This window comes from Brucella tritici (genome assembly GCF_008932285.1).
Taxonomy (GTDB): Bacteria; Pseudomonadota; Alphaproteobacteria; order Rhizobiales; family Rhizobiaceae; genus Brucella; species Brucella tritici.
This window is the reverse complement of sequence record NZ_WBVY01000002.1, coordinates 629,856-649,639: the sequence shown is the minus strand read 5'-3', so window position 1 is coordinate 649,639 and position 19,784 is coordinate 629,856. Positions and strand designations below refer to the sequence as shown.

The window sequence follows — 19,784 nt, the reverse complement described above, 5'->3', positions numbered from 1 at the left end:
CTGAATTTTGAGTGGCTCTTGCCTCGCGTCGGCTTGTTTAACCCGGTGCGACGGTGTTGTGCGGCCCTCATCTCAGGCTCTCTTCAATCGGGCAAAGCCGCATCCAGATTTCCTGCAATCATTGCATACCTGCCGCTTTCCGGACCGAAGGCGGGGGGGGGAACGATTTTTCTCGCGCAATTGCACAAGAACAATTCAAAGCAAAAAGGGGATCGTCATGAACCGTCGGGAACTTCTTAAATCCGGTGCGGCTTGCGCCGCCTTCAGCATGCTGCCGCATTTTGCGTCTGCGGCCAGCAACACATTCGCGCCGCAGCCGTCAGGCTGGCGCAGCTTCGAGGTCACCACCAGCGTTACGCCTGCCGCTTCGGGAGAAATCATTCGTGTCTGGGTTCCGATGGCGGGGTTCAATGGCAACGACTGGAACCGTCCCGAAGGCAATCGCTGGACGACAAACGCCAAGGTCGCGCGGCTCGACCGTGATCCGGCCAGCGGCACCGGCCTGCTTTACCTCGAATGGGACGCAAACGAAGCAAAACCGCAAGCCGAGATCATCAGCCTCATCTCTACCCGAGACCGTGCAAGCAATCTCGATGCCTCGGCAAAGGCCGTGCCGCTGACCCGTGCCGAACGCGAACGCTATCTGGCCGGGACGCGCCTTGCACCGGTCGATGGCATCGTCAAACAAACCTCCGACAAGATCGTTGCAGGTGCAGGCACCGATCAGGAGAAGGCGCGCCTGATCTATGACTGGGTGGTGGCCAACACCTATCGGCGCGCCTCGACACGCGGTTGCGGTGACGGCAATATCGTCGCCATGCTCGACAGCGGCGATCTCGGCGGCAAATGCGCCGACCTCAATCCGTTGTTCGTCGCTCTGGTCAGGGCGGCGGGAATTCCGGCCCGCGACCTCTATGGCGTGCGCGTTGCGCCTTCCGCCTTCGGCTACAAGAGCCTTGGCGCGAAAAACGAAGTCATCACCAAGGCCCAGCACTGTCGCGCCGAAATCTATCTTGACGGCATTGGCTGGGTCGCGACCGATCCGGCGGATGTGCGCAAGGTGATGCTGGAAGAGGAAAAGGACGGGCTGACCGCCGACGATCCGCGTGTCGCAGCCGTGCGGCAAAAGCTTTTCGGTTCATGGGAGGGCAACTGGATTGCCTTCAATGATGGCAGCGATATCGCCTTGCCATCTGCCCAAGGACCGGAACTCGGTTTCCTGATGTATCCGCAGGCCGAAGTCGCCAGCGCCCGTCTTGATTGTCTCGATGCGGATGCTTTCCGCTACGCGATGACCGCACGCGAAATAACGATATAAATTTTGAGGACATCATGGATATCGCATCGCCTATTCGTCTCAGCACGCTTGCCCATGGCGGCGGTTGCGGCTGCAAGCTGGCTCCAGCCGTCCTGCAGGACCTGCTGGCCGACCAACCGGCCATGCAGCCTTTCAGCCAACTTCTCGTCGGAACGGAAACCGGCGACGATGCCGCTGTCTGGCAACTGGATGACGAAAACTGCGTGATCGCCACCACAGATTTCTTCATGCCCATGGTGGACGATCCGTTCGATTTCGGACGCATCGCAGCCACCAATGCGATATCCGACATTTATGCCATGGGCGGAACGCCGATCATGGCGCTGGCGATCCTCGGCATGCCTGTGAACAAGATGCCCGCCGAAATGATCCGCGAAATCCTGAAAGGCGGCTCCAGCATCTGTGCTGAAGCTGGCATTCCGGTTGCGGGCGGGCATTCCATCGACGCGCCGGAACCGATCTACGGATTGGCCGTTATCGGCACCTGCAAGCTTTCCAGCCTTCGCAAAAACAGCGGCGCGCGTCCCGGCGACACGCTGATACTCACCAAGGCAATCGGCGTCGGCATCTACTCTGCTGCCTTCAAGAAACAGGAGCTCGACAGTGCCGGTTATGATGAAATGATGGCATCGGTTACCTTGCTGAACCGGGTTGGCGCCGAACTTGGCAAGGATGACGCCGTCCATGCCGTCACCGATGTCACCGGCTTCGGTATTCTTGGCCACGCGCTCGAAATGGCGCGCGGTTCGAATGCAGGCATCAGCCTCGACTATGCTGCGCTGCCTTTTCTCAAGCAGGCCGAGCACCTCACGCAAGGCGGCTTTGTAACAGGAGCCTCCACCCGCAATTGGGCAAGCTACGGCCATGATGTGCAGCTGCCGGACGATTATCCGCTCTGGAAACAACAATTGCTGACCGACCCGCAGACCTCCGGCGGGCTTCTGGTATCCTGCGCACCGGAGGAAGCCGAAGGGCTTTTGAACAGCATCCGCGGCGCCGGTTATCCATCTGCTTGCATCGTCGGAAAGGTGACGGAAGGTGCCGCCCGCGTGACCGTGACAGGGTGAAATCACAGAAACAGTTCATCAACAACTCGCTTGCCGATTGGGCCGTTCCCCTCTGGAAATCGCCGCCATGAGGCGATAAAGGCAACAGGATAATATTTTCCAGAGGGACATCATGGGCTATTTTCCAAGTTGGCGTTTGACATCAAACGCCGTCGTGCTTCCTGACGAGCGCCTGCCAGCCGCCGCCGCCATACCGATGGGCGTGCAGCATCTTCTTGCAATGTCCGGCTCGACCATCGTTGCGCCGCTGTTGATGGGTTTCGATCCCAATGTAGCCGTCTTCTTCTCCGGTATCGGCACGCTTCTGTTCTTCGTGCTGACGGCAGGCCGTGTGCCGAGCTATCTCGGTTCGTCCTTCGCATTCATCGCGGTCGTTATCGCCGCTACCGGCTATGGCGGCTCCGGCCCCAATCCCAATATTGCAATCGCGCTCGGCGGCATCATCGCCTGCGGCGCGCTCTATGCCTTTATCGGCCTTGTGGTCATGGCCATCGGCACGGGCTGGGTGGAACGGCTGATGCCTCCGGTCGTCACCGGCGCCATCGGCGTTTCCATCGGCCTCAACCTCGCGCCGGTCGCTGTCGGCCAGTTGAAGGGAAGCGGCACGCACATCACCATCGCGCTGCTCACCGTTCTCTGCATGGGGATGATCGCCGCCTATGGGCCGCGTGGAACCAAGCGCCTGTCGGTGCTCTTCGCGCTGCTGTTCGGCTATCTGCTGGTTTTGATCCTCGGCAACGGCCTCGGCATCGTGCCCGGCATCGATTTCACCGCCGTCAGCAACGCAGCCTGGTTCGGCCTGCCGCATTTCACCACACCGGAATTCAACTGGCAGGCGATCACCCTCATCGCGCCGGTCGCCGTTGTTCTGGTGGCGGAAAATCTCGGCCACATCAAAGCGCTCGGTTCGATCACCGGCCAGAACATGGATCGTTATATCGGCCGCGGCTTCCTCGGCGATGGCATCGCGACCATGATCTCCGGTTCTGGCGGCGGCACCGGCGTCACCACCTATGCCGAAAACATCGGCGTCATGGCGATGACCAAGGTTTATTCGACACTGATCTTCGTCATTGCTGCCATCATGGCGCTGATCCTCGGCATGTCGCCGAAATTCGGCGCCATCCTCCAGACCATCCCCGCCCCGGTTCTGGCAGGTCTTGCGGTTTCGGTGTTTGGCCTGATCGCCTCGGCTATGGCCCGCATCTGGATCGTCAACAAGGTGGACTTCGCGGATTCCCGCAATCTCTTCACCGCTGGCGTGGCGCTCATCTTCGGCGCTGGCGACTTCACGCTGAAGATCGGTGATTTCGCTCTTGGCGGTATTGCAACATCGACGCTTGCCGCTCTCGTCTTCTATCAGTTGCTCGGCATTGGTCGCAGCGAGAAGCCTGCGGCATAAGACAAAGGGGAGCGGGCGATTGTCCCGCTCCTTTTATGCCGAAACAGTTCATACTTGATCGGTATCAATTACTGTATTTCTATATCCCTCTATCTCTGGGAATGAAGATCATCCGGATGAGACGGGCTCATGATATCAGACCTTTTCGAACATAACCGGCAGTGGGCAGCGGAAAAGCGCCAGGAAGACCCTGAATATTTCAGCCGCCTGTCATCGATGCAGCGTCCGGAATATCTCTGGATCGGATGTTCGGACAGCCGCGTTCCGGCCAATGTCGTCACCGGATTGCAGCCCGGCGAGGTGTTCGTACACCGCAACGTCGCCAACCTCGTCCACCGCGCCGATCTGAACCTTCTGTCAGTGCTTGAATTTGCCGTCGAAGTGCTGGAGATCAAGCACATCATCGTCTGCGGTCATTACGGTTGCGGCGGCGTGCGTGCCGCCATGGCCGGTTATGGCCACGGCATCATCGATAACTGGCTCCAGCCGGTTCGCGATATTGCGCAGGCAAATGAACAGGAGCTGGACGGTTTTACCGATCCCGAAGAACGCCTGAACAGGCTTTGCGAACTGACCGTCGCCTCACAGGTGGAAAGCCTGTCACGCACGCCAGTTCTGCAATCGGCTTGGAAACAGAACAAGGATATCGTCGTGCACGGCTGGATCTATGGCCTCAAGGACGGCTTGTTGCGCGACCTCGAATGCGACTGCACGAAAAGCGTGCTGCATTTTTCATGTCAGCAGGCGGGATGATCTGAATATTCTAAAGACAAATTGTTTTCGTTCCGCCGGAAAACGTATTTACGGAGATGGACGAGCGGGTAAAGCCCGCTCGTCCCGATTTATTTATTCTGCTGCTTCTGCCACGCATAGCGCATCGCATTCGACGGCCTCCCGTGCACCGGACAGGCTGGCCTGACCAAGAGCAACGGTTAAGACCGCGCTGAAGCTCGCCACGACCGAAACCCAGAAACCGTTTGCCGCACCGAAATTGTCGACAACCCAACCGGAAACGAACGCACCAAGCGCCATTCCGATGCCAATACCCGTCATGACCCAGGTAATACCTTCGGTCAGCATTGTCTCAGGCACACGGCGTTCGATCAGGCCGAAGGCCGTGATGAATGTCGGAGAAATCGCAACGCCGCTGACGAACACCGCCACGGCAAGAAGCGTGGTCGATGTGCCCGCGAAGGGTAATGGCAAGGCAGTCAGTGCCAGCACGCTGACGGCAATCATCAACTGGCGCTGCAGGGGCATACGAAGCGACAATGCACCGAGTGTTATCCCCACAAGAAACGAACCGATGGCATAGACACCGATCACAAGGCTGGCCGCACCGGGCTGACCAAGCTCGCTTGTGATCGCTACAGCACTGACTTCGGCTGTCGCAAAGGTCGAGCCGACGAAGATAAGTGCCAGCGTGATGATCTGAACGGGACGCGACCAGATAGCGGAACGTTGCGGGCTATCCTGATCGAGCGCACGAACCGGCGGTTCACTGGAACGCTGCAGGAGGAAGGCGATCGTGCCCACGGCCAGAAAAGCCGTGCTGATCAGCATCCCCGCTTCGGGGAACAGGGACACCGCAAGCGCCACGGAAAGGGACGCGCCTGAAATATAGACCAGTTCATCCGCCGCCGACTCGAACGCGAAAGCGGTGTTCAGTTCGGGGCGGTTGCGGAAAATTTCCGTCCATCTTGCCCTTACCATGGCCGGGATGCTGGGCATGGCACCGGCAAAAAATGCCGAGACGAACAATGTCCAGTTTGCCCAGCCCTGATTTGTCGCTACGAGCAGAAAGGCGAAGGCTATCGCCGAAACGACCGTGGCAGGCATGACGATGCGGCTTTGTCCGTAACGGTCGACAAGGCGTGAAATCTGCGGCGCTATGAATGCATTCGTGAGCGCGAAAGTGGCAGACACCGCGCCCGCCAGCCAATATTCGCCGTGCGTCTGCGCAAGCATGGCCACGATGCCGACAGGGGCCATCGCGATGGGAAGACGGGCGAAAAAGGCCGCCGCCGAAAAGCCGATAGCGCCTGGGGCGCTGAAAATTTCTCTATATGGATTGGACATCGGAGTGGGTCCTTGAAAGGGGAAATTACAACACTTGCATACGGTCCGTATGTTAATTAAATAATTGATACGCGGCGTATGTCAACTAATATACGCAGCGTATGCAAATAAAAGGAATCATGATGCGTAAACCGCGAAGCGAAATGATTGCTGAAACGAGGACGAAGCTGTTGGCTGCGGGCCGCAAGGCTTTTGGAAACGTTGGTTACACTGAGGCTTCGATGGATGATTTTACCGCCTCCGCCGGATTGACACGCGGCGCGCTCTATCATCATTTCGGTGACAAGAAGGGCCTTCTACAGGCCGTAATCAACGAGATCGATTGCGAGATGGCCGCAAGGCTGTGCACGATTTCTGCCAAGGCGCCCGACCGCTGGCAGGGTTTTGTCGACGAGAATACGGCCTATATCGAGATGGCGCTTGAGCCGGAAATCCAGCGGATCATGTTTCGCGACGGACCGGCGGTGTTCGGCGACCCGTCCAGTTGGCCGAGCGCCAATGGCTGCATCCGCACGATCACCACAAGCCTCGACGCCTTGCGGGAAGATGGGGTCATCGTCGATATCGATTCGGAAGCCGCCGCGCGGCTGATCAATGCGGCGAGCAGTAGCGCGGCGCAATGGATTGCCAATTCCGACGATCCAGAGGCCACATCGAAACGGGCCGTCAAGGCGTTCAGGACTTTTCTGGAAGGTCTGTTGATCCGAAAGAGCAAGTGAATTTCCCGCAATCCGGTCTTGGGCTCAGTGTACCGTCTGAGCGACCGTTGATTATACTGGAGGCGAATCCGGGATGCATCCGCCCTGTCATTGTTGTCGATCTCGAGCGGCCTCGCCATCGTGACGATCAGCGTATTGTAGAGCTGAAGCGACATTGTCTCGGTATGGTGCTCAACCAGGTGTCCTAGGCTCAGGACCTTGAGCGCGTCCAGAAATGTGCGCAGCGGGTTTCGGAACGCGCTCTAATGTTCATCGACGCCCTTCCGCCAATAGGACACGACGAGATGTTGGCTTTTGCCCAGTTTCTGTTCGCCGCGAAGATAGGCACGAATGGAACGAAATGCATCGAACTCGCACCCCGCCCATACATAAACATGTGTTCCTGAACCTGGAAAGCTCACGCTTCTTACCGCGTCCGGCAGCAGAGTTGTCGTACCCGCAGACGCCGCACCACGAAAAAGCCAATGCAACTCAATCGATGCGTTGAAATTCAACGGCTGAATTTCGCTTTCATCTGCAACTTCTATGAAAGCATGCCCCCTGGCAGAAGTGGGCAAAGTTTCCAGCATACGCGCAATGGCGGGAAGCGCTGTCTCATCGCCAGCAAACAGATACCAGTCAGCTTCGATGAGACCGCCACCGCCCGGACCGATAAGGCCAACCGTGTCACCGACACGCGCCCGAGCGGCATAGGTCGAACCCGGACCCGCATCGTTGTGCAAGACGAAATCGATGTCGATCAATCCCGTGTCGGTATCGACCGTGCGCAGGGTGTATTTGCGCATGTCGGGCCGAAGCACTGGATATTCCCAGCATATGAGGCCGTTCGATCCGATGCGTGGCCATTGCGGCTCCACAACACCCGGCCGCTGGATCATGAGGTTGACGTGCAACGCATCCATCGAGACATAACGCGCCGCATCTTCGCAGTGAAAGGTGATGCGACGCATATGCGGGGTAATATTGCGAATTGCCCGCACTTCGAACTTGCGGAAGTTGGGCGGATACTCCATATCCGTGCCATCGCCATGCCAGACGACTGTCGGGGCAGAGTCACCCGCAAATTCCACAATATGCGAAGCGACGGCCATGCGTATGAAGTAGAGCGCCTCAAGGCTCTGAGCCGATAGATCAATACGCACTTCATCCCCACGAGAAACAAACCGCGCGCTGGCCCCTCGCAGACGCAAAAGCGTGGCGGTGACTTCGCGCTCGACTTCTGCGTCATGCTCGAGCATGTGATCGCAAAGTTTGCCAACAACCAGGTCTGGCTGCGCAAGTTCAATGCTGGCATAAGCCGCGAATTGTTTCATGGATAATCCTGTCACTATACTTTGGAGTATCAAGGGTTGGTGTTGGAGGGTTCGTCACCGAGACCGATCCAGAACGTTCCCTCTATCGGCACAGCCATGAAACGCCGGTTGATCTCGGCAAGCGTCTTGTCTGGATCAATGTCGGTAAAAATGTCGGGATGCGTCCATTTGGCAAAACACTCGAAAATCAGAACATTCAGCGCCGAAATAGACATTTGATGGGAAATACCGAAAGCACGGCGTTCCCGTACCGCCGTCAGATCGCGGCGAACACCATTGAGAACAATATTACGGAGCGACGCGCGTGCTGTCTGCGTAGAAACGCCGCCGCCCACCACAAGACTGGTTTCCGGCGACAGGTTCGGCGCACCGGTGGCGATATAAACTTGCGGATCGACCTCAAGCACATATTCCGCGTTGAGCCTGCCCTCATAAGCCGACACCGCGTCCGCGCCGATGCTCACTCCGCCAGCCAGGGCGATGTTCTGGGTCATGCGGTTGTTGCGCCCTGGCGTCGAACAGCAGGTTGCATTTGCAAAGCCGTCAACCAGCACCTTGGGGCGATCCGCGACATTTTTCAGACGCCCGGTAATAACGGTGTAATGCTCGCGCACGAACGCCGTATATTCCACCGCCTTTGCATCACGCCCGATTGCCTTGCCGAGCAACTCAACGGAAAAAGCCATCGCTTCCAGTGGGTCTCGTTTGTCATTCACGGGGCCGTCAAGAAAAAGCACCGGTATTCCGGCAGCATCCAGCAAGGACACCGTATCCTCCCAACCCGCCTGCCACTGGTTTATAACGAAGAGATCGGGGGCGGCGCTGAGGATACTTTCGACGGACGTTTGCGCCGGCTGCAATGCGCCAACGGTCGGGATATCGTCGATTGCGGGAAATTTCTGGCGAAAAGCCGCATACATTCCGCTGTCAATGCGCCGCGGGTTCGCCCAGCCAGCGATCCTCGATACGGGATCAGGCTCGATCAGGGCCAATGACAGCAGCAACAGGCTTTCATTCGTGACAATGCGTTTTGCAGGCATTTCAAGCCGAACCTGCCGTCCAGCCGCATCCTCAAGCATGATTTCAGCTACAGCTCCCCGGACTGGCCCCGCAAGGCCAGACAGAAGGCAAACCACGCAACCCCCGAAGAGAAGCAATAGCTGCGTGAAATGCGCAAAAAACTTGGTATGAAACGGTTTCACCAGCTATATTTCAGGCTTGCGTTGATTGCACGTCCTGCTCCGTAGTTACAGCTTCCGCCCGTATCGTTGAGACAATGGGAAACGTATTTCCTGTCAAACAGATTGGTTGCGTTGACGCGCAGTGTCATACCGTCGAGATCCTTCTTGACCTGGCCGAAATCGAATTCGGCACCGAGGTCCACCAGCGTTTGGCCGGGAATGCGCAGCTTGTCCAGATACTTGCTGTCGGTCTGGTAGGAGGACCAGCCACGCACACCTGCACTCACGGAAAGCCCCGGCGCCCACATAGGACTGTACTTGACCCAGATACTCGCCTGATGTTCCGGAAGGCGGAGGATTTCGCGGCCCCGTTCGACCGCCAGATTAGACTCCAGTACTTCCGAATCCGAATAGGCATAGGAACCGAGGAGCTCTATCTCGCGGGTCAGCTCGAACTTGCCTTCCACCTCGATCCCCCGAACCCGTTGCCGTCCGGACTGTACATAACCGGTCTGGATGCCGGTGGTCAGGTAAGGGGTCAGCGCATTCTTGATGTCGAGATTGAACAATGAGACGGCAATCATCGCATTGGTTCCCAACGGTTCATACTTGACGCCGACCTCGAGCTGTCCGGCGCGCTGGGCCTTGTAAGGCTCGTCGAACGCATCTACACCAAGCAAAGGCGTGAATGTCGTCGAATAGCTCACATAGGGGGCAAAACCGTTGTCGAAAAGATAGGTCAGCCCCGCACGTCCCGAAACCTGGCCCTCGCTGTTTTCAACGAATGCCTTGTCTGGGATCGCCCGGCGGTTGAAAGTTGAGATTTCCGAGCGATCATAGCGCAACCCCAGTGTTCCAACCCAGCGATCGTAGCGTATCTGATCTTGCATATAAACGCCGACCTGATGCTGCTTCTGCAACGCAGACGACGTATAGGCCGGATAGGGAATGGGAACCCCGCCATACACAGGATTGAGATAATCGATTGGCGGTACGCCAGCTGTCGCATTGCCGAAATTGCGGTCAGAGGTCGCGCGCAGATATTCCAAACCGAAAAGCAACGTGTGATCGAAACCGCCGGTGTCGAAGCGCGCTTCAGCCTGCGTATCCACATTAAAAGATGTCAGCGTATCGTCGGAAGCTCCTGAAGCTCGATTGAGTGTGTGCCCGTCCGGTTGATAGGCAAAGGCTGGATTGACCAGTACGAGGAACATGTCTTGCGAAGACCGGCTATAACGCAGATTCTGCCTTACGCTCCACGTCTCGTTGAAATCATGGGAAAATTCGTAACCGAGCGTATAGAAATCACGGTTGAATTCATTGGCTTCCGGATCTCCCAGATAGAGATCGCGCGGTATCTGTCCGTGACGATTGGGAAGCAATGTCCCCACTGCGGGATAAAACCTTGGATTGAAGATTGCCCGGTCACGCTGATAATAGCCGGAGACTGTCAGCGACGTATCCGTTGAGGGACTCCAGGTCAGGCTCGGCGCGAACATCAACGCACGATCACGTTCCTGGTCAATCTGCGTATGCATGTTACGCCATTGTCCGACGAACCTGTATTGCCAATCGCCGTCTTTCGTGACCGGTCCGGTCGAATCCACCGAGGTCTGAATTCCACCGAAAGCAGAAGTACCCAGCACTACTTCATTATGCGGTGTCGCTTGCGGGCGCTTGCTCACATAATTCACGAGGCCGCCAGGCATCGTACGGCCATAAAGGACCGATGCAGGCCCCTTGATTACCTCGATCCTTTCGAGGGCATAAGGGTTCACACTCGGCGTCGCGTAACTGCTTGGATCACCTGGAAGAGCGAGGTTATCCATCCAGATCGTGCCATATGTGTTGTAACCACGAATATGGATCCAGTCATAACGGATATCGTAACCGTTTGCTTCCGACAGAACGCCCGGTGTGTAGCGCAATGCCTGCGGAACCGTGTCAGCGCCCTGATCGTTCATTTGCTGGCGGGTCACAATACTGACCGCCTGAGGCGTTTCGAGAAGCGACGTGTTCGTCTTGGAAGCTGTTCTGGTGCGTTTGGCGACGATGGAATTGTCAGGTCCGGTCGGACTGTCACTGTCGGCGTTTATCGTGATCGTGCTCAGTACTGTCGGATTTGTGGCCGGATTTGCGGACTGTTCCTGAGAAAATGCCAGCCCAGACGCACCGGCCCCAATCGCTGTCGACACAACAAGAAGCGACGCCAGTTTCACACACAATCCCGTTGACCTTTTACGGACGCCCCATTGCCGGACAGTTACATATTCCACGAAAGCCCCATCCCTCTGCTGCATTACGTAATACCTGAATTTCGGGCACCCGGATCGCTCTCCAGCTCATCAACCGAATTAAACTTGACCCCTAAATTCATATTAAGATACGATTACGTAAAGAACGGCCCTGTCTGCAAGTCGGCAAGCTTTGACAGAAACAGAAAAATCTTTGCCAGAAACACAAAAGACTCCAGCGGCTGTCACTTAGATGTACCGCGGTGCGTTATTGGCGGCATGAGAGTCCGCCTTCCGGCTCGCCACGATAAAAGCCCAAGCGGCATTCGAAAGTCATTTCATGATCGCCCCACAGACATCGCAATACTCGGCGGCAAAGCTCGGCAAAAAGAAGCTGCTCGTCCGTGACTTTCTGCAACGTGAGGGCGTCAAGCTCGACAGCCCCGACGATACGCTTTCGCCGGAAGATACGCTTATCGAGGGGCAATTCATTCACCAAGAACTGCGCACCGGCCTTTTCCTGCATGTCAGCGATGCATTGGAGGAGCGTCCGTTCACAGCCACCTCGCAGTTGTCGGCCGGCTTGTCCTGCATATTTTTCCTCGACGGCGCAGTGGACACGAAGATGGGCGACAAGGTCTTTCATTTCGAAGGTGCGCGCATGGGCGCAGTTGAGGGGACGGCGATAATGAATACCCGCCCCGAGAGTTTTCAACGCAGTTCCCGTGGCGGTCAGCGGCTGCGGCATCTCGTGGTCTCTGCTTCGCCTGAATGGCTCGACATGGAAGGTCTGGAGGCTGGCGGTGACAGCGCAAAGCTTTTGAGCGACCATCTGGCCAATCAACGATGGACCGTGACACCGCGCGCGATAGAGTTGCTTCACCAGATCGTGGCGCCCTCTCCTCTGGCGCCTCCACTACGCAAGTTGTTTCTGGAAAGCCGCGCGGTCGAAATCATTGCCGAAGCACTTTCGGCAATTACTCAAGTGTCGACTGGCAATTCATCCAGCCGCCTGTTGACCCGGCAGGATGGGCTGCGCCTTGCCCGTGCGAAAGAATTTATCGCTCTCAATCTGACAGCTCCGCTAAACGTGCCCACCATAGCGCGCGCGGCTGGCATCAATGTCAGCGGACTCCAGCGCCTGTTTCAGCTCTGCGACGGAATGAGCGTATTCGAGTATATCCGCAAAGTGAGGCTCGAAAGTGCTTATGAGGCTTTGGTGTCGGGAGAGATCAGTATTTCCAGTGCGAGTATTCTTGCCGGCTATTCCAGCCCAGAAAATTTCACGACCGCTTTTCGGCGCCAGTTTCACATCACACCGCGCCAACTCCTGAAGAAGAACTAAAACGCATCTCGGGCTGCGCAGTGATCAGATATTGACCACTATTCTGCAAGCTTTTTCAGGGCAGTCTCCATTTGTTTTCACCGATGCTTTCCTTAATCTGCTTAGTCAGACAAGGATCAAGAAGAATGTGCTCGGGTCCTGAATCCGCATCGCACCTCTCACCGTTATGATGTCGTCTTGCCCTATTCAGTCGTCGTTCTATCGATGCTGTAGTAGCCGCTGTCCGCCATGATCGCAGTGAGCGTGACCGGAACGGCCTTCCATACCCCGGCTTCACTCCAGCACCGGAATGTCCTTTATGCCTTATTCCAATTGCCGGGAGATCGCCATGGCATACCACTGCGAAGTCTCCAAAGTATGCCGCTAATGATCGCACGATCACCACAGGTCTCGACGTCTTACGAAAAGATGCTGTCATTGTTGATATCCACCCGAAAGCCACATCGAAGAGGGCCGTCAAGGCGTTCCGGACGTTTCTGGGAGGCCTGCGAGCCGGCAGGAAAAGCGGAAGTCAGTCCCTGACCCTTTCGCGAATAGCTTCAACCAGCCGTTCGGGATCAATCGGCTTGTGCAGCAGGAGATAGCCACTGGCGGAAGCCTCCCGAAGCCTTTCCGGCGAGGTGTCGCCCGTCAGGATAATCACCGGCAAGGTCCGCTCCAGCAGCGCAAATACTTCACTCGCTGCTTCAGTTCCGGTGGTCTGGCCCTGCAACCGGTAATCCACGATCAGCAGATCCGGCTCCCCAGCCAATTCGGATGCCTGATAGGATCGATAGGCTTCCGCAGCAGTCGGCCCGGCATGAACCCTATGCCCAAGCACCGAAAGCAATCCGCAAAGGGCATCCAGAACGGCAGGTTCATCATCGATGATGATAATATTGCGGACTCCTCCCTGCTCTGTCTGCGATATTGTCTGCCCTCCCGCCTTCTCGGCGAGGGGCACCGTCACAGCAAATAATGATCCTTTCCCGAACGTCGAAACAAGCCGGATCGGATGGCGCAAAAGTGCTGCCGTTCGTTTGATGATCGACAGTCCAAGCCCCAGTCCCTTGTCACGATTGCGCTCGAAATTATCGAGCTGCACGAATTCCTCGAAAATAAGACCGTGCTTTTCTTGTGGAATTCCGATGCCCGTATCGAGCACCTGAATTTCGATCTCGCGCCCCCTGCGCCGACAGCCGACCAAGATGCGCCCCCGATCGGTATATTTGATAGCATTGGAAAGGAGATTGGCGAGAATCTGCTTCAAAAGCGTGGGATCGCTGTCGCAATAAAGCGAGGTCGGCACGATACGAAGGTCGAGTTTCTTTTCAGCCGCTTCGCTTGCAAATTCATGCTGCGCTTCTTCGAAAATCCGGTTGATCGAAACCGCCTGCCTGTTCGGCACGACAAGCTGCGCATCCAGTCGCGAAACATCGAGCAAGGCATTGAGGAGATCGCTCAGGCTACCGACGACGCGCTTGATATTGTCCGAAATCTGTCGCGCTGTGGATGCGGCAACTGTCTCCCTGGACGCAAGTGCTGCAAGCGTGGAATTGAACAGCCCCAGCGCATGGACCGGCTGGCGCAAGTCATGGCTGGCTGCAGCCAGAAAGCGCGTTTTTGCCTGATCGGCCGCAGAGGCCCTGTCTCTCTCGCTTCGCAATTCTTCCACCAGCGCCGAGTTCTCGAAGCGCAGACGAATGGTTTCCCAGAGATCGCGATATGTCACCCGACAGTGCTGTAGATTGATTGCCACCAGACATACGATGAGAAAGAGATAGGCATTATAAACGCCGCCACCTGCCTGCAGGCAAAAGATCGTCGCAGGCAGCACCGTGGTGAAAAGCGAGCCGATCACGGAGGGCGGGAAAGCCGAGCCCGTCGGAACCGAACCGCAGGCAAGCCCGGTCATGACGATGATCGAAAAAGCCAGAAGATGCGGTTCGCCGGACATGAAGCCGATCCAGCCGAGCATGCCCCAGTTCAGGCCCGACAGCCACGAAAAACCTGCTGCCAGCCAGGCCCATCGGTCGGAATTGACGATCGGCTGCTTCCGGCGAAAGAAGGCCCGCGTCACGAATACCCGGATGATGGACAGAAGGTAGACGGAAGCTGCCCAGGTCCAAAGCCACCAATCCGGCACTTTGCCCCAGAAAACGATGAAAGCTGGAACCGGCACCAACAGGTTTGTCAGCAAGACACCTGCTGAATGCTTGTAAAGCATGCCCGTCAGTTCCTCACGGATTCTGGTTTCGTCCAGTTTCCGCGACATATCGACGGAGCTATTTATTTGTACGGGATGGATCGTCATGTGATATTGAAGCCGGATTGTTGCCGCGGGGGAAGTTCATGTCCGGAACTTACAGAGTCGTACTTGCCGATGACCACAGTGTTGTCCGGGAAGGCCTGAAGATGCTGCTATCGACAATAGAAGACACTTCAATTGTCGGAGAAGCAAGGGATTACGACACGCTGTTACTTGAGCTGAATCAATGCCCCTGCGATTTACTTGTTCTGGACCTCGGAATGCCCGGTTTCCTGGGCTATACGCTCATAGAAGAAATCCGCACAGCCCACCCCCGACTGAACATCATCATATTGTCGGCCAATTCCGACCGGCAGTCGATCGACAAGGCGCTTGAGGCCGGAGCCGATCTATATCTCACCAAGAACGGCAATCCCGACGAACTGGTAGCTGCGGTCCGCTCGCTACGCAATGCGAAACTGGACGGCATACCCACCACGATTTCCCATCACGCCGAGAACCGCCCGGCAGGCAATCCGCTTCCCGACGTCGAACTGCCGATGTCTGTCGCCCTGACCCGTAGAGAAATGCAGTTTCTGGCACTTATTCCACGCGGCAGCACGACAAGGGAGATTGCGGAGCGGCTGGGCATCAGCGTTCCCACCGCGCGAAAACACCGTGAAAACCTGATGCGCAAGCTTGGGAAACACAACAGCGCTGAACTGACCGCCTATGCGGTGCGCCTCGGCCTGCCGGTGGAATAGCACGCTCCGAAATACGACATCTGCCGTATTGTTTGCGCGGCGGTCCTCCAACTATCGTTCATGGTGACCATTGTGGGCGCATACCAGCCCACGTATTTGGAGGACGATATGAAGACGACTTTGATTTCTGCGGCAGCGTTTGCGATGCTCGTTACAGGAGCTTTTGCAGCGACGCCAACCACCAGCAAAACCGAAAGCCAACCGGCAGCCTCGCAGGATCATGCCGGTTCCATGCTCCTGGCCGTAGGCCCGAACCGCTATTTCTTGCCATCCATCTCTTCCGGTCGGCGCGGCGCATTCGGCTGATTGCCTAATATCAAGTTGCGCGGGGGCTATGCGATCTGGTCCAGAGGTCGTGAAGATGAAAGGGGGGCTTCTGCCACCCTTTCATTACGTTTGTACTTGGTATCGGTAGGCTAATCTCAGCCCGACACAATCGACGTAAAGTCGGACATGCCCGCAAAGCGCGCAGCCCGTACCTTGCCATATTTGCTCTTGTCGACAACGAGATGTTTTTCGACAGCGCGCTGCATTGCCATCTGCTTGATTGGCACTTCATGGAAGTGCGAGCACGTAACCCCGTGCTGCTCATCGACACCACCAGCCGACAGAAATGCCTTGTTGATATTGACGCGCTTCAGGACGTCGATCCCCTCGTCCCCGGAAAACGATGCCGCTTCCGGGTGATAGAGCCCGCCCAGAACGATGAGGCGCACATCGCTGCGCTGCGACAGTATCTCTGCAATATTGAGAGCGTAGCAGACAACCGTAATGTGCTGATTCTGCGGGATACGATGAGCAAGGTGCGGCATCGTCGTGCCGCAATCAATGAAAACCGTATCATAGGGTTCGATCAGCGCTGCGGCTGCAGCGCAAGCCTGCGCTTTGGCATTGGCATGGCTATCTTTTTCAAAATCAAAGACATAATCGCCATTCACACCGTCCTGCGTGGGAATAATGTAACCACCCAAACAATTCAGCATTCCGCCATCGCTGCCGATATCGCGGCGGATCGTCATTTCAGAAACGCCAAGACGCGCTGCCGCATCGCGCAGGCGAAGCACGCCGATCTCATCGACCAGCGCCGCCAGTTCGGCAATCCGCTCTTCCTTCCGGCTGATTCTGCTCACGCTGTCCCCATTCCTTGCGGTCCGCTCATCCCGTTTATACGTCCGTCACATTTCACGCAATGCGATCATCCGATCTTGACAGGCTGAACATAAATGTGAAACGATCCAAACATAATGATCGGATTGTAACATTATAATTCGCATTGTTGGGAGGATATGACAACAGGGTTTTGCACGCCTCGAACAGAATTCCATTCTTCGAGGACGTCAGACAGGCGGGAAAACAGATCGAATTTTCGCCCGGCCGGGAAGCCGGGCATGGAGGAGAACGCCGACGCACTCACCGTTCCTGAGATGCGTCAGCGTAGCAACAATTGTGTTTGTCCAAGCCATCAATGGCAGGCGACCAAAGAATTCCCAGGGAGGAAACACCGGTGAAGAAATTTCTAGCATCCGTGGCGATTGCCATGTCCGTTGCCGTTCCGCACGCTTTCGCGGAAGGCGTCGTTGATACGTCGAAGATCAACAAGGAACTGATTACCACTGCCAATGACAAGAAGTACACCATCGCAACCGTCGTGAAGGTAGACGGCATTGCCTGGTTCGACCGCATGCGCGATGGCGTCGACCAGTTCAAGGCTGACACCGGCAATGACGTCTGGATGGTTGGCCCGAGCCAGGCGGACGCTGCTGCACAGGTACAGATTGTCGAGAACCTGATCGCACAGGGCGTTGACGCTATTGCTATCGTGCCGTTCTCGGTTGAAGCCGTGGAACCGGTTCTGAAGAAGGCACGCGAGCGTGGCATCGTCGTCATCAGCCACGAAGCATCCAACATCCAGAACGTCGATTACGACATTGAAGCCTTCGACAACAAGGCCTATGGCGCGAACCTCATGAAGGAACTCGGCAAGTCGATGGGCGGCAAGGGCAAATATGTCACCACCGTCGGCAGCCTGACCTCCAAGTCGCAGATGGAGTGGATCGACGGTGCTGTCGAATACCAGAAGGCCAACTTCCCGGAAATGTCAGAAGCAACCGGCCGTCTCGAAACCTATGACGATGCCAATACCGACTATAACAAGCTCAAGGAAGCGATGACCGCCTATCCGGACATCAAGGGCATTCTCGGCGCGCCGATGCCGACCTCTGCCGGTGCCGGACGCCTGATCGCCGAAGGCGGCCTCAAGGGCAAGGTCTTCTTCGCAGGCACGGGCCTCGTTTCAGTGGCTGGTGAATATCTTAAGAACGACGACGTCCAGTACATCCAGTTCTGGGACCCTGCCGTTGCAGGCTATGCCATGAACATGCTGGCCGTCGCAGCGCTTGAGAAGAAGAACGACCAGATCAAGGCTGGCCTCAATCTGGGCCTGCCGGGCTATGAAAGCCTGCTGGCACCCGACGCTGCCAAGCCGAACCTGCTCTATGGTGCTGGCTGGGTCGGTGTGACCAAGGAAAACATGGATAAGTACGACTTCTAATATCCATGGATATTCGATGGGAGGAGCCTCATGCCCCTCCCATCCTGCAAATCGCATTCCAGCCTTGCACGAGGCCCCTCATGAATGAAAACCTGATTGAACTGCGCCATATCGGAAAACGCTTCGGTGGTGTCAGGGCACTGGACGACGTTTCCTTTGCCATAAAGCCGGGCGAAATCCACTGCCTCGCAGGCGAAAACGGTTCCGGCAAATCCACCATCATCAAGGTCATGTCGGGCGTCTACACGCCGGAAGACGGCGAGATACTGATCGACGGCAAATCGGTCGGCAAGCTCGACCCCGTCAAGTCGGTTCGCCACGGCATTCAGGTGATCTATCAGGACTTCTCGCTATTCGGGAACCTGACCGTTGCCGAAAATCTGGCAATCAATACTTTTCTCATCGAAGGCCGCAAGGGCGTCGACTGGAAGCGCGTGCGCGAACTGGCGCAGAAGGCGCTCGACCGGCTTGGCGTCAGCATGGACCTCGATGCGGATGTGGACAGCCTGCCGACATCGGGCAAGCAGATCGTGGCGATTGCACGCGCCGTCATGGCTGACGCCCGCCTCATCATCATGGACGAGCCGACCACCGCGCTGACGCGTCATGAAGTCGACGCGCTGTTCAAGATCGTGCGCGATATTCAGGCACAGGGCATTGCGGTGCTTTTCGTCAGCCACAAGATGCGCGAGATGCTGGAAATCAGCGAAAAGCTGATTGTCTTCCGCAATGGCAAGAAGGTAGCAGAAGGCCCGATTTCCGATTTCGACGAACCGTCGATCACCCGGGCGATGACCGGTCAGGAACTCACATCGGACCATTATCACTGGACCCCGCGTGAAGGCGCTTCGACCAATCCAACCCTCGAAATCACGAACCTTTCTGTTCCGGGCTCGGTGGAAAATGCCAGCCTCACTCTCAATGCGGGCGAGATCGTCGGCATATCCGGGCTGATCGGCTCAGGCCGCACCGAACTAGCACTAGCGCTCTTCGGCATGAAGCCGGATTTCACCGGCACTGTTCGTATCGATGGCAGGCAAGTCCACCCGAAAACAGTTCAGGAAGGGATCGCCTGTGGCGTCACCTATGTGCCGGAAGACCGTTTGACGGAAGGTCTGTTCCTGACACAATCAATCGAGCGCAACATCATCGTCACATCGATCGAGAAATTCGTGCGCGGCCTCTTCATCGATCGCAGACAAGCCGACACCACGACCCGCGACATGTTTTCGGCGATGCATATCGTTGCCCCCGGTCCGCATACGCCGGTCAATCACCTGTCGGGCGGCAATGCCCAGCGTGTGGTGCTGGCACGCTGGCTTTTGACCGGCGCGAAAGTGCTGATCCTCAACGGGCCGACAGTCGGTGTCGACGTCGGCTCCAAGGCGCAGATCCACAATATCATCCGCAAGCTTGCCCGTGATGAAGGTCTCGCCGTCCTGATGATTTCCGACGATGTGCCCGAGCTGGTGCAAAACTGCAATCGTGTGCTGGTGATGCATCGCGGACGTTTCGTCGACGAACTTTCCGGTGAAACCATGACCGAAGATGCCGTCAATGACCGGCTCAAGACGCTGAATTGAG

General features: G+C 56.7%; 16 protein-coding genes and 1 pseudogene. 10 read left to right on the top strand and 7 right to left on the bottom strand.

Annotated elements, in window-relative coordinates; translation table 11 throughout:
- The first annotated feature begins 217 nt into the window (after positions 1–217).
- The 4 genes from F9K94_RS08390 to can all read left to right on the top strand — a co-directional run bounded on the left by F9K94_RS08390 (position 218) and on the right by can (position 4,540).
- Positions 218–1,318 (top strand): transglutaminase-like domain-containing protein, encoded by a 1,101-nt coding sequence (locus F9K94_RS08390; RefSeq protein WP_151644876.1) that lies wholly within the window; start codon positions 218–220, stop codon positions 1,316–1,318.
- 14 nt (positions 1,319–1,332) lie between these two features.
- Positions 1,333–2,385, top strand: a complete 1,053-nt coding sequence (gene selD, locus F9K94_RS08385; protein ID WP_151644874.1) for a selenide, water dikinase SelD — start codon at positions 1,333–1,335, stop codon at positions 2,383–2,385.
- 112 nt (positions 2,386–2,497) lie between these two features.
- The gene (locus tag F9K94_RS08380; RefSeq protein WP_061346748.1) at positions 2,498–3,787 is read left to right on the top strand and encodes a solute carrier family 23 protein; all 1,290 of its coding nucleotides are present in this window, start codon (positions 2,498–2,500) and stop codon (positions 3,785–3,787) included.
- 129 nt (positions 3,788–3,916) lie between these two features.
- Positions 3,917–4,540, top strand: a complete 624-nt coding sequence (gene can / locus F9K94_RS08375) for a carbonate dehydratase (RefSeq protein WP_151644872.1) — start codon at positions 3,917–3,919, stop codon at positions 4,538–4,540.
- 93 nt (positions 4,541–4,633) lie between these two features.
- Here the strand turns inward: can and F9K94_RS08370 are convergent, their stop codons facing one another.
- A complete protein-coding gene (locus F9K94_RS08370) occupies positions 4,634–5,866 on the bottom strand; it encodes an MFS transporter (RefSeq protein WP_151644870.1) in 1,233 nt (410 codons plus the stop codon).
- A 122-nt stretch (positions 5,867–5,988) separates the two neighbouring features.
- On the opposite strand from F9K94_RS08370, the gene F9K94_RS08365 reads away from it, so the two are divergent.
- Positions 5,989–6,585, top strand: coding sequence for a TetR/AcrR family transcriptional regulator (locus F9K94_RS08365; protein WP_192799490.1), 597 nt, complete (start codon positions 5,989–5,991; stop codon positions 6,583–6,585).
- Positions 6,586–6,827: 242 nt separating this feature from the next.
- Here the strand turns inward: F9K94_RS08365 and F9K94_RS08360 are convergent, their stop codons facing one another.
- From F9K94_RS08360 to F9K94_RS08350, 3 genes are read right to left on the bottom strand one after another with little or no spacing between them, the layout of a single operon-like run.
- Positions 6,828–7,898, bottom strand: a complete 1,071-nt coding sequence (locus tag F9K94_RS08360; protein WP_151644868.1) for a siderophore-interacting protein — start codon at positions 7,896–7,898, stop codon at positions 6,828–6,830.
- 29 nt (positions 7,899–7,927) lie between these two features.
- Positions 7,928–9,100 (bottom strand): ABC transporter substrate-binding protein, encoded by a 1,173-nt coding sequence (locus F9K94_RS08355; protein WP_235920594.1) that lies wholly within the window; start codon positions 9,098–9,100, stop codon positions 7,928–7,930.
- Positions 9,097–11,379 carry a TonB-dependent siderophore receptor gene (locus F9K94_RS08350; RefSeq protein ID WP_151644866.1) on the bottom strand — a complete coding sequence of 761 codons (2,283 nt, stop codon included), beginning with the start codon at positions 11,377–11,379 and terminating at the stop codon, positions 9,097–9,099. Before F9K94_RS08350 ends, F9K94_RS08355 begins: the two co-directional genes overlap by 4 nt.
- 274 nt (positions 11,380–11,653) lie before the next feature.
- On the opposite strand from F9K94_RS08350, the gene F9K94_RS08345 reads away from it, so the two are divergent.
- A complete protein-coding gene (locus F9K94_RS08345; RefSeq protein WP_151644864.1) occupies positions 11,654–12,658 on the top strand; it encodes a helix-turn-helix domain-containing protein in 1,005 nt (334 codons plus the stop codon).
- A 191-nt stretch (positions 12,659–12,849) separates the two neighbouring features.
- On the opposite strand, the pseudogene F9K94_RS25010 reads toward F9K94_RS08345, so the two are convergent.
- Together F9K94_RS25010 and F9K94_RS08330 are read right to left on the bottom strand one after the other, a co-directional pair.
- Positions 12,850–13,038 (bottom strand): annotated as a pseudogene (locus tag F9K94_RS25010) (transposase); the annotation flags it as partial.
- A 131-nt stretch (positions 13,039–13,169) separates the two neighbouring features.
- Entirely contained in the window at positions 13,170–14,912 is a 1,743-nt protein-coding gene (locus F9K94_RS08330; RefSeq protein WP_235920593.1) for an ATP-binding response regulator, read from the bottom strand.
- Positions 14,913–14,989: 77 nt separating this feature from the next.
- On the opposite strand from F9K94_RS08330, the gene F9K94_RS08325 reads away from it, so the two are divergent.
- The gene (locus tag F9K94_RS08325; protein ID WP_151644860.1) at positions 14,990–15,649 is read left to right on the top strand and encodes a response regulator; all 660 of its coding nucleotides are present in this window, start codon (positions 14,990–14,992) and stop codon (positions 15,647–15,649) included.
- 108 nt (positions 15,650–15,757) lie between these two features.
- Positions 15,758–15,955, top strand: a complete 198-nt coding sequence (locus F9K94_RS08320; protein ID WP_151644858.1) for a hypothetical protein — start codon at positions 15,758–15,760, stop codon at positions 15,953–15,955.
- Positions 15,956–16,071: 116 nt separating this feature from the next.
- Here F9K94_RS08320 and F9K94_RS08315 read toward each other — a convergent pair whose 3' ends face one another.
- Entirely contained in the window at positions 16,072–16,779 is a 708-nt protein-coding gene (locus tag F9K94_RS08315; protein WP_151644856.1) for a DeoR/GlpR family DNA-binding transcription regulator, read from the bottom strand.
- 374 nt (positions 16,780–17,153) lie between these two features.
- Here F9K94_RS08315 and F9K94_RS08310 point away from each other — a divergent pair, with 374 nt between their 5' ends.
- Together F9K94_RS08310 and F9K94_RS08305 are read left to right on the top strand one after the other, a co-directional pair.
- A complete protein-coding gene (locus F9K94_RS08310) occupies positions 17,154–18,200 on the top strand; it encodes an autoinducer 2 ABC transporter substrate-binding protein (RefSeq protein ID WP_029928229.1) in 1,047 nt (348 codons plus the stop codon).
- Between the two features lie 80 nt (positions 18,201–18,280).
- Positions 18,281–19,783: a sugar ABC transporter ATP-binding protein gene (locus F9K94_RS08305; RefSeq protein WP_151644852.1), complete on the top strand. Its 1,503-nt coding sequence runs from the start codon at positions 18,281–18,283 to the stop codon at positions 19,781–19,783.
- Position 19,784 lies beyond the last annotated feature (1 nt).